Below are 8,360 nucleotides of genomic sequence, written 5' to 3'. Positions count from 1 at the left end.
GCTTCATACCAATAAAGGAATAAATTATCTTAGCGAAGAGCACTTAAATATACAAGCACATAATTACATAGATATACATACAGAACAAAATTTAAGCACACAAACAAAAAAACAACATACAGAACTTGCAGAATCTAAATATAGTAATTATCAAACAGATTGCGAAATTCAAGCGGGTAATCAAATCATACACAAAGTAGGAGAAACTGTTATCACTGCAAATCAAAATTGTGTTATCATTAAGGCAGGTGGAGTAGAAGTAGTTATAGACTCTAATGGGCTTATGGTTAAGGGTGGAGAAGTAAGAGCAGAATAAATATATAATGAAAAACAATTTTTTAAAGGAGTAATTATGAAAAAAATTTTAATGAGTATTTTAGTATTTTTAACCCCAATGCTTTATGCACAAAGTCCAAGTGAAGCTAAACCTAGTTTTGATTGTGCTAAAGCAAAAAGCAATGTTGAAAAGATGATATGCAATGATAAATACGGGCAGTTACAAAATTTAGATCGCTATATGGGTGAAGTCTATACACAATTAAGAAAAGAGTTAAAAATCTCTAAATTTCCCGATAAGGAACAAAGACTAAAAGATCTTTTAGATTCACAAAGGGCATTTATTAAAAAATTAAATAAAATTGATAGAGCTGATTTTATACAATATTCTCATAATGAAGAAGATGCCTATGAAGAACGCTCTGATTTTATAGGACATTCTTATGAATACCGCATTACAGACTTGCTTGAACTTCTAGGTAAGGTGCTAGATTCTAACAATAAAGAATTATGTGAATATGCAAGACAGCATGATGATAAATTTGATGAGAATAAATGGCAAGAAGTTCCTCCTTCTGTCAATCCTCCATATAGCATAGGCTTTTGTACTTTTGGAACAAGTAGTAGAGATGGTGTGTTTATAGATCTTTGTACAGAAAATGGAAAAGCTACTGAAAAAATGGCAAAAGATATCAAAGACGAATATAATTACAATTTTTACTTTATCCATAATACTAAAATGTATAAAAGAAAAATTGATATTAACAATGATGGAGTGCCCGAAAATCTGATTTTTATATCAGGGGATTATTATGATGCACTTTGGATATATAAAAATGGTAAGCTAGATGCAAAAGCAAGTGATAAAATCTATGGGGATGATTTGCATTTTTGTGGATCAGCTACTCTAGGCACCCTTCAAGGAAGTCGTGACAGCGATGCTGCTGAAGTATTTGGTTTCTATGCCTTGCCAAGCAATAAAATTTCAAAACGACTAGAATTTGATTTTGAATATCCTATGCTAGGCTATTTATACTATGGAGTTATGGAGTTTAAAGGAAAAAATTATATTACCCTTTATAATCGCAGATTTCAGGATGATAAAAAATCTACTTATCCAACAGAACGCATTTATCTTTTAAAAGGCGATAAATTAGAATTAAAATGCACTTATGAAAAAGGAAATAATTAATGTTTGACACAACAAAAATATTATTTATCACTCTGAGTGTGATATTACTTAGTCAAAGTCTAAATGCAAAATCTAGTACTAAACCTAGTTTTGATTGTGCTAAAGCAAAAAGCAATGTCGAAAAGATGATATGCAATGATAAAAGCGGAGAATTACAAAAACTTGATAGCTTATATTCTAAACTCTATTTTTCAATACTAAAAAGCATTCCAAAAGATACAAAAGAAGGAAAAGAAACAAGAAAACAAATGCAAAAATTTGCTAAAAATTTTAAAGATTATAGAGATAATATGCGTTGTTTTTTATTGGCAAAAAATGATGATAAAAAAGAAGTGGAAGAATTATTTAACATAGGACGTGAAAACGGAATAATATATGAAAATCTTGACTCGGTTCATTTTGGTTTTAAACCACATCATTACAAACCTTGTATAGCAAGGGTTTATAAAATGGGAATTTTATTACTTAGCACCAATACCATCATAGATACAAGTTCCCTCATAGACAAAGACACTATTTATGCTTGTGATGATAATATGATACTTGATATTTTTTCTATTAAAGGTTTAGCAAAGTTTAAATTTTATAATAAATTGCTTCCACAAGGATATGAAGAAACTCTCACAAAAGCCTCTCAGGCATTACAAGAATTAAGCTCAAATGGTCGCTATACTCAAGTATGTGTTTCTGAAGATGAGGGATTTATATGTACAAATGGGGGATGTGAATATGATTTAGATGAAATGCAAACCAGAGTCATTCAGCCACTTGATAAATTTATTCAGAATATAGATTTAAGGAAGCTAAATGCCAATTAAGACAACAAATTTAAGCTATGAGGGGTTTAAAACCTACAAATAAAACTAATTTCTATTTAAAGGAATATCCATGCAAAAGTTTTCAATAGTTTTAGGATTGTGTTTGATTTTAGGCATTAGTGCTAATGCCCAATCTCCAAGTGAAGCTAAACCTAGCTTTGATTGTGCTAAAGCTAGTACAAAAGTTGAAAAACTTATTTGTAGTGATAAAAGCGGAGAATTACAAAGACTGGATAGCTTATATTCTAATCTTTATTTTTCAATACTAAAGAATATCTCAAAAGATACAAAAGAAGGACAAAATGTAAGAGAAAGCCTAAAAGAATTTAATTACTCTGTTATGGGCTATAGAAATGCATTGCAATGCTATTTTGTTGCACCATTTGAGACAAGAAAACAAGAAGACTTTCAGCCACATTCTAATTATTGCGTAAAGCAAATTTATTTAGAAGCGATTGCTACTTTAGCATTTAAAATGATAGATAGTGAAGCTAATAGGGAAAAATGGGGCTTTAATAAAAGAATGGAAGATTTTATTGTCCCCATTGAAAACCCTAATGGAGCCTACGATATGGATATAGAGTTTTTACCCGATTATAATCTATTTAATAAATTTTTTGAAAATACTACTAAAAGTATTATTATAGATTTTATGACTTATGATATTATGCAATGGAATTACTTTCTTGTAGATGTTCGGATTAATGAAGCAAATGCAGATTTATTTGATGAAGCGGTAGAAAAATATAAAATATACTATGAGAAGCTCTATCAAGCTTTTACAAAAGATAAAAAACTCAATAAATTATTAGGAAGCTAAATGCCAATTAAGACAACAAATTTAAGCTATGAGGAGTTTTACAATAAATTCCTTTCTTTATTGATATTAGTAGAAGATAAGCGACAATATATTTATACCGATTCTGTTAATGTAGTTACCATTGGCATAGGAATTAATATTGAAGAGGATAAATGGAGAGAAGTAATTTTGATGTATAAAATAGGGATTTTGAAATATACAGACTTGGAAAATGGTGTTTATACTCTAGCTAATATACTAGGTAAACAATTACAATCTGTGCAAACCCTTATCAATAAAACTTCTGCAGAGATAGAAAATAAGATAATTGAATACAAAAATAAAAAAAATCTTAAATCAAATAGCTCTCAAGAAAAAATTAAGAATAATGTAGAAACTATACAAAATTTGCAAAAAGATATTAATACTATTTTACAAAATAATATAAAAATCTACAACCAAAATCCTGAAAATATCAACCAAAAACTTGATATAAATATGGTTTTTGAGCTTACGGATAATGAAGCAATAGAAGTTAAAAAAATCATTTCTTTTGAAAAAATGTATAATTTAAGAAAAAAACTTCAAAAATGGAATACAAATTATCTTACTTCTTCCAGTAAGACAGAATCAATCAATCCACAAGAGTTTATTCCCTTGCTATCTATTTATTATCAGCGTCCAGCAAGATTTAAGCCAGAGAGTGGACTCATCTTGCTTCAAAAAGCTCTAAAAGAAAAAAATAGATTTTTAGCGTGGTTTTCTGTGCGTTATTATGCTGATATACGACAATTCAAAAACCCTTATTATTCTCGCAGAATCCAAGAAGCCGCTATGTTTAGCTTAAGCAATAAGAATCAAAATAATAATATAGAATATTTTTCAACAAGTCTTGATATTTTCTCTTATCTTAATTTTAACTTCAAGGAAGCCAATACTAAGCAAGGACTGAAGTTGCTAGATAAATATACCTACCTTTCTTTTATGCAAAATTATAAGAAATGCAAAGAAGTTAATGAAAAAGCAAAGAATCTCTTAAAAGAATACAATATATATCATACTAAAGACAAACATTATTATTCTTATGTTTCCAAAGACGAATTTCAAGGTATAGCTGATATTCTCTCCCCTTATCTTAATTACCTAAACACCCTCACTCAAAAAAAATTTAGCTTAGATAATATTTATTGTATTGCTAATTATTGTGAGAATTTAGGTGCTAATAAAATAGATAATGTTACCCTGCTAAATAAAACTTTAAATGAAAAGTTTGAAAAACTGGAAGCAAATACACTCTACAATATTCTTATCCTTTATCCAAATCCTACCCCATCTATCATACAAATAGAACAACCTAAAAATACTTTTATTACTTTACTTGTAGGAGCAAAAGCAAAAATAGATTGCTCTAAGCTAATAGAAGATCAATGCGAACTTATGTATTTAAAATATGATCCAACACAAGAAGAACAACAAACAAGTAATCCACAAGCTTTTTCTTGTAGCACCCAAGAAGAACTTATTTTAAAAAAAGAAGATGAGTTACACTTTAAAGTAATAAAAAACAATATATTATATTTTATAAATAAAAACGATGGGATTTTAAAAGTTACTCTTAATGATAATGAAGAAAATGCTATAGAATTGTATAGCTTTGCTAAGGAAAATCAATTTAAAATTTTAAAAGATAAAGCTTCAAAAATGCTAGATATTCATTTAAAAATCAATGAAGAAGAAATTTCAGCCAATAAAGGTGGTAATTTTGATTTAAAAATAAATAATTTAACCATTTTAGATGAAAATGGAAACAATCATGAAACCATCACTAAAGTATTTCTTCATAATTGCGAGAATAGAAGGATTTATGAAAGCTTAAAGCTTAACCAAAAAGAAGAAGGTAACTATGAAAGTGCTTTTAAAATAGATTTAATTTTAGATGAAAATTCCTCTTTTTTCAAAAAAACTACAAAATGCATCATTGCTACACAAGCTTTGGAAAATTTTAACACGGAACAAATACATAAAATGGCAAATGTGGCTATTGTTTCTTTAAGCTATTCTGATAAAAAAAGAACTAGTTATACTTTTGAAAATAAAATCAGTATGCAAAGTTTTAAAGAAAATATTTGTTTGAATGCCTAAGATAAATGACTAATTTTATAAAAAAGGAGTTTTATGCAAAAGTTTTTAATAGTTTTAGGATTGTGTTTGATTTTAGGCATTAGTGCTAATGCACAATCTCCAAGTGAAGCTAAACCTAGCTTTGATTGTGCTAAAGCTAGTACAAAAGTAGAAAAACTTATTTGTAGTGATAAAAGCGGAGAATTGCAAAAACTTGATAGACTATATTCTAAACTCTATTTTTCAATATTAAAAAGCATTCCAAAAGATACAGAAGAGGGGCGGGAAACAAGAAAAGGTTTAAAGACATTTAATCAATCTGTTATGCGTGATAGAAATGTATTCAGCTGCGATTTTGTTGCATCATTTGAGACAGGGCAAAAGACAATTCAGTCATATTATTCTAATTATTGCGTAAAGCAAATTTATTTAGAAGCGATTGCTACTTTAGCATTTAAAATGATAGATAGTGAAGCTAATAGGGAAAAATGGAATTTTAACCAAAGAGTAGAAAAATTTTATGGTGCTGCTTACTTAGAGAAATATGAAATGAATGAGGGTGTAAATTCTTTATATAATTACAATCTATTTGGTAAATTTTTTGAAAATACTACTAAAAGCATTATTATAGATTTTATGGCTTATAATATTGCAGAATGGAACTATTTTATTTTATATTCTCGGATTAATGAAGCAAATGCAGATTATTTTGATGAAGCGGTAGAAAAATATAAAATATACTATGAGAAGCTCTATCAAGCTTTTACAAAAGATAAAAAACTCGATAAATTAATAGGAAGCTAAATGCCAATTAAGACAACAAATTTAAGCTATGAGGGGTTTAAAACCTACAAATAAAACTAATTTCTATTTTAGGAGTCATTATGAAAAAAATTTTAATGAGTATTTTAGTATTTTCAACCCCAATGCTTTATGCACAAAGTCCAAGTGAAGCTAAACCTAGTTTTGATTGTGCTAAAGCAAAAAGCAATGTCGAAAAGATGATATGCAATGATAAAAGCGGGAATTTGCAAAATTTAGATCGCTATATGGGTGAAATCTATACGCAATTAAGAAAAGAATTAAAAATCTCTAAGTTTCCCGATAAGGAGCAAAGACTAAAAGATCTTTTAAATTCACAAAGGGCATTTATTAAAAATTTAAATAAAGTTTATTCTCTAGAAGATGCTTACGAAGAACGCATTACAGACTTGCTTAAACTTCTAGGTAAAGTGCTAGATTCTAACAATAAAGAATTATGTGAATATGCAAGACAGCATAAAAATGATTCGGACAAATGGCAAGAACTTTTCCATTCTATTAATCCTCCCTTTAGTATAGGCCTTTGTGCTTTTGGATCAAATATTCAATATGGCGTTTTTTATAGTTATTGCACAAAAAAGAGAGAGATTAAAAAAGAAGCAGAAGCAGATATCCTAGACTTAAAAGGCTATCCTTACATTTATAAAAGAAAAATTGATATTAACAATGATGGGGTATTAGATGATCTAGTTCTTTCAATAGGAAACTATTTTGGTGCACTTGCAATATATAAAAATGGTAAGCTAGATGCAAAAGCAAGTGATAAAATCTATGGGGATGATTTGCATTTTCATGGAGAAAAGACTGAAGAAGAAGTTTGTTTAGAAAATGAAGTACCTTGCTTCGCATTTCAAACATATGCCATGCCAAGCAATAAAATTTCAGGAATACCAGAACAACCAGAATTTAATCCCGAGTTTCCTATACTAACCCGTTTAAACTATGATGTTATGGAATTTAAAGGAAAAAATTATATTGCCCTTTATAATCGCAGATTTGATGATTTTTATAAAGAAGAGAATACTACTTATCCAAAAACACGCATTTATCTTCTAGAAGGAAATAAAAGAGAATTAAAATGCACTTATTAAAAAGAATAATTGTAATAAGGAGTTTTTATGCAAAAGTTTTTAACAGTTTTAGGATTGTGTTTGATTTTAAGCATTAGTGCTAATGCAGAAACTAACAATAAGGCTAACTCCACTCATGCAACACATTTAAACAAATGGCTTGGAACTTATATATTACAAGAAAATCTTTATATGGGGGGCTTTACAATACAAAAGTGTAATAAGTTTAATATTTGCGAAGCTAGGTATGAAGCTATCCTCCATAAAAGTGAATTTAATGATATGCACGAATGCAAGATAACTTTGAAATTACAGATAAAATCTCCACAAGAAGCTATAGCTTTAAATGATGATAAAGACTTTGCAAATTGTAAAATTTATATTAGGAAAAATCAACAAGGTGTTATATTTACAAGGGATGAGAAAGCATTTGATTCGCCTGACTCTTTTTGTGACACAATGTGTGGCAACCAAATGATATTTGAGTGGGGAGATGTCTATAAAAAGGAAATACAATAATGCTTTATGATATTAAAGAATTAAATGAAAATGATTATAAAAAAGAATGCGCAAAGCTTCTCATTGCTTTTGAAAATTCAAATTATAGACATATATATTATTTAAGAATAATAAAATAGTCATATTGATATTATGCTTAATGCAAATACTTTTTGCAAACCAAAGCACGCGAGAATGGAGTGGTGTATATGGTTTTTCTGAAAATATAGATTCGCAAAATATAGATTTATCAAAAAGTAGGCAACAAATTTTTCGCTTTTTAAAGTGTAACAATGAAATTTGCTTAACTGAATATGAATCTTTGTATAAATATTCTACTTGCAAAATACATAAATATGATAAATTATTGCATTTAAAAATACTTTCTTCAAATCAAGCAATTTTATATTTAAAAATCAAAGATAAAAATAATGCAGAAAAAATGTGCAAAGTACTTTTGCAAAGAACACAAAAAGGTTTTAGAGCAAAAAATCCTTTGAATACAATAGAATCTTGTGATATAAGTTTATCTATTTTTGAACCTTGTGGCGCAGGGACTAATCCAGATTGGACTATGGAGTTTATAAAGGAATAAAATGAACATTAAAGCTCTAGATGATGAAACTTATGCAATACTTTTAGGAGTTTTGATTTGCAATCTTGAAATAGATGCAAAAAACTTTTTATTTCAAGCTCCTTTGATGGGATCTTTTAAATAAATCTTTTGCCAATCTTTAAATTCAAGCAAAGTAGATCTCTTTCCT

General features: G+C 28.4%; 9 protein-coding genes and 1 pseudogene. All 10 read left to right on the top strand.

Annotated features, from left to right (window positions below; genetic code table 11):
- A pseudogene (locus tag H2280_RS07785) lies at window positions 1-316 on the top strand (bacteriophage T4 gp5 trimerisation domain-containing protein); the annotation flags it as partial.
- Window positions 317-352: 36 nt separating this feature from the next.
- A complete protein-coding gene (locus H2280_RS07780; protein WP_337216169.1) occupies window positions 353-1,468 on the top strand; it encodes a lysozyme inhibitor LprI family protein in 1,116 nt (371 codons plus the stop codon).
- Complete coding sequence (locus H2280_RS07775; protein ID WP_337216168.1) at window positions 1,468-2,286, top strand: hypothetical protein; 819 nt, start codon at window positions 1,468-1,470, stop codon at window positions 2,284-2,286. Before H2280_RS07780 ends, H2280_RS07775 begins: the two co-directional genes overlap by 1 nt.
- A gap of 70 nt (window positions 2,287-2,356) precedes the next feature.
- Complete coding sequence (locus tag H2280_RS07770; protein WP_337216167.1) at window positions 2,357-3,106, top strand: hypothetical protein; 750 nt, start codon at window positions 2,357-2,359, stop codon at window positions 3,104-3,106.
- On the top strand, window positions 3,107-5,227 hold the full coding sequence (locus H2280_RS07765; protein WP_337216166.1) for a hypothetical protein: 2,121 nt from the start codon (window positions 3,107-3,109) through the stop codon (window positions 5,225-5,227).
- A gap of 33 nt (window positions 5,228-5,260) precedes the next feature.
- A complete protein-coding gene (locus tag H2280_RS07760) occupies window positions 5,261-6,010 on the top strand; it encodes a lysozyme inhibitor LprI family protein (protein WP_337216165.1) in 750 nt (249 codons plus the stop codon).
- 80 nt (window positions 6,011-6,090) lie between these two features.
- A complete protein-coding gene (locus H2280_RS07755; RefSeq protein WP_337216164.1) occupies window positions 6,091-7,119 on the top strand; it encodes a lysozyme inhibitor LprI family protein in 1,029 nt (342 codons plus the stop codon).
- Between the two features lie 27 nt (window positions 7,120-7,146).
- Window positions 7,147-7,617 carry a hypothetical protein gene (locus H2280_RS07750; RefSeq protein ID WP_337216163.1) on the top strand — a complete coding sequence of 157 codons (471 nt, stop codon included), beginning with the start codon at window positions 7,147-7,149 and terminating at the stop codon, window positions 7,615-7,617.
- Between the two features lie 139 nt (window positions 7,618-7,756).
- Window positions 7,757-8,191 (top strand): hypothetical protein, encoded by a 435-nt coding sequence (locus H2280_RS07745; protein WP_337216162.1) that lies wholly within the window; start codon window positions 7,757-7,759, stop codon window positions 8,189-8,191.
- A 1-nt stretch (window position 8,192) separates the two neighbouring features.
- Window positions 8,193-8,315, top strand: coding sequence for a hypothetical protein (locus H2280_RS07740; protein WP_337216161.1), 123 nt, complete (start codon window positions 8,193-8,195; stop codon window positions 8,313-8,315).
- Window positions 8,316-8,360 lie beyond the last annotated feature (45 nt).

It is taken from the genome of Campylobacter sp. 2457A (assembly GCF_020135895.1).
In the GTDB taxonomy this organism is placed as follows: domain Bacteria; phylum Campylobacterota; class Campylobacteria; order Campylobacterales; family Campylobacteraceae; genus Campylobacter_D; species Campylobacter_D taeniopygiae.
This window is presented reverse-complemented; position numbering and strand designations above follow the sequence as displayed.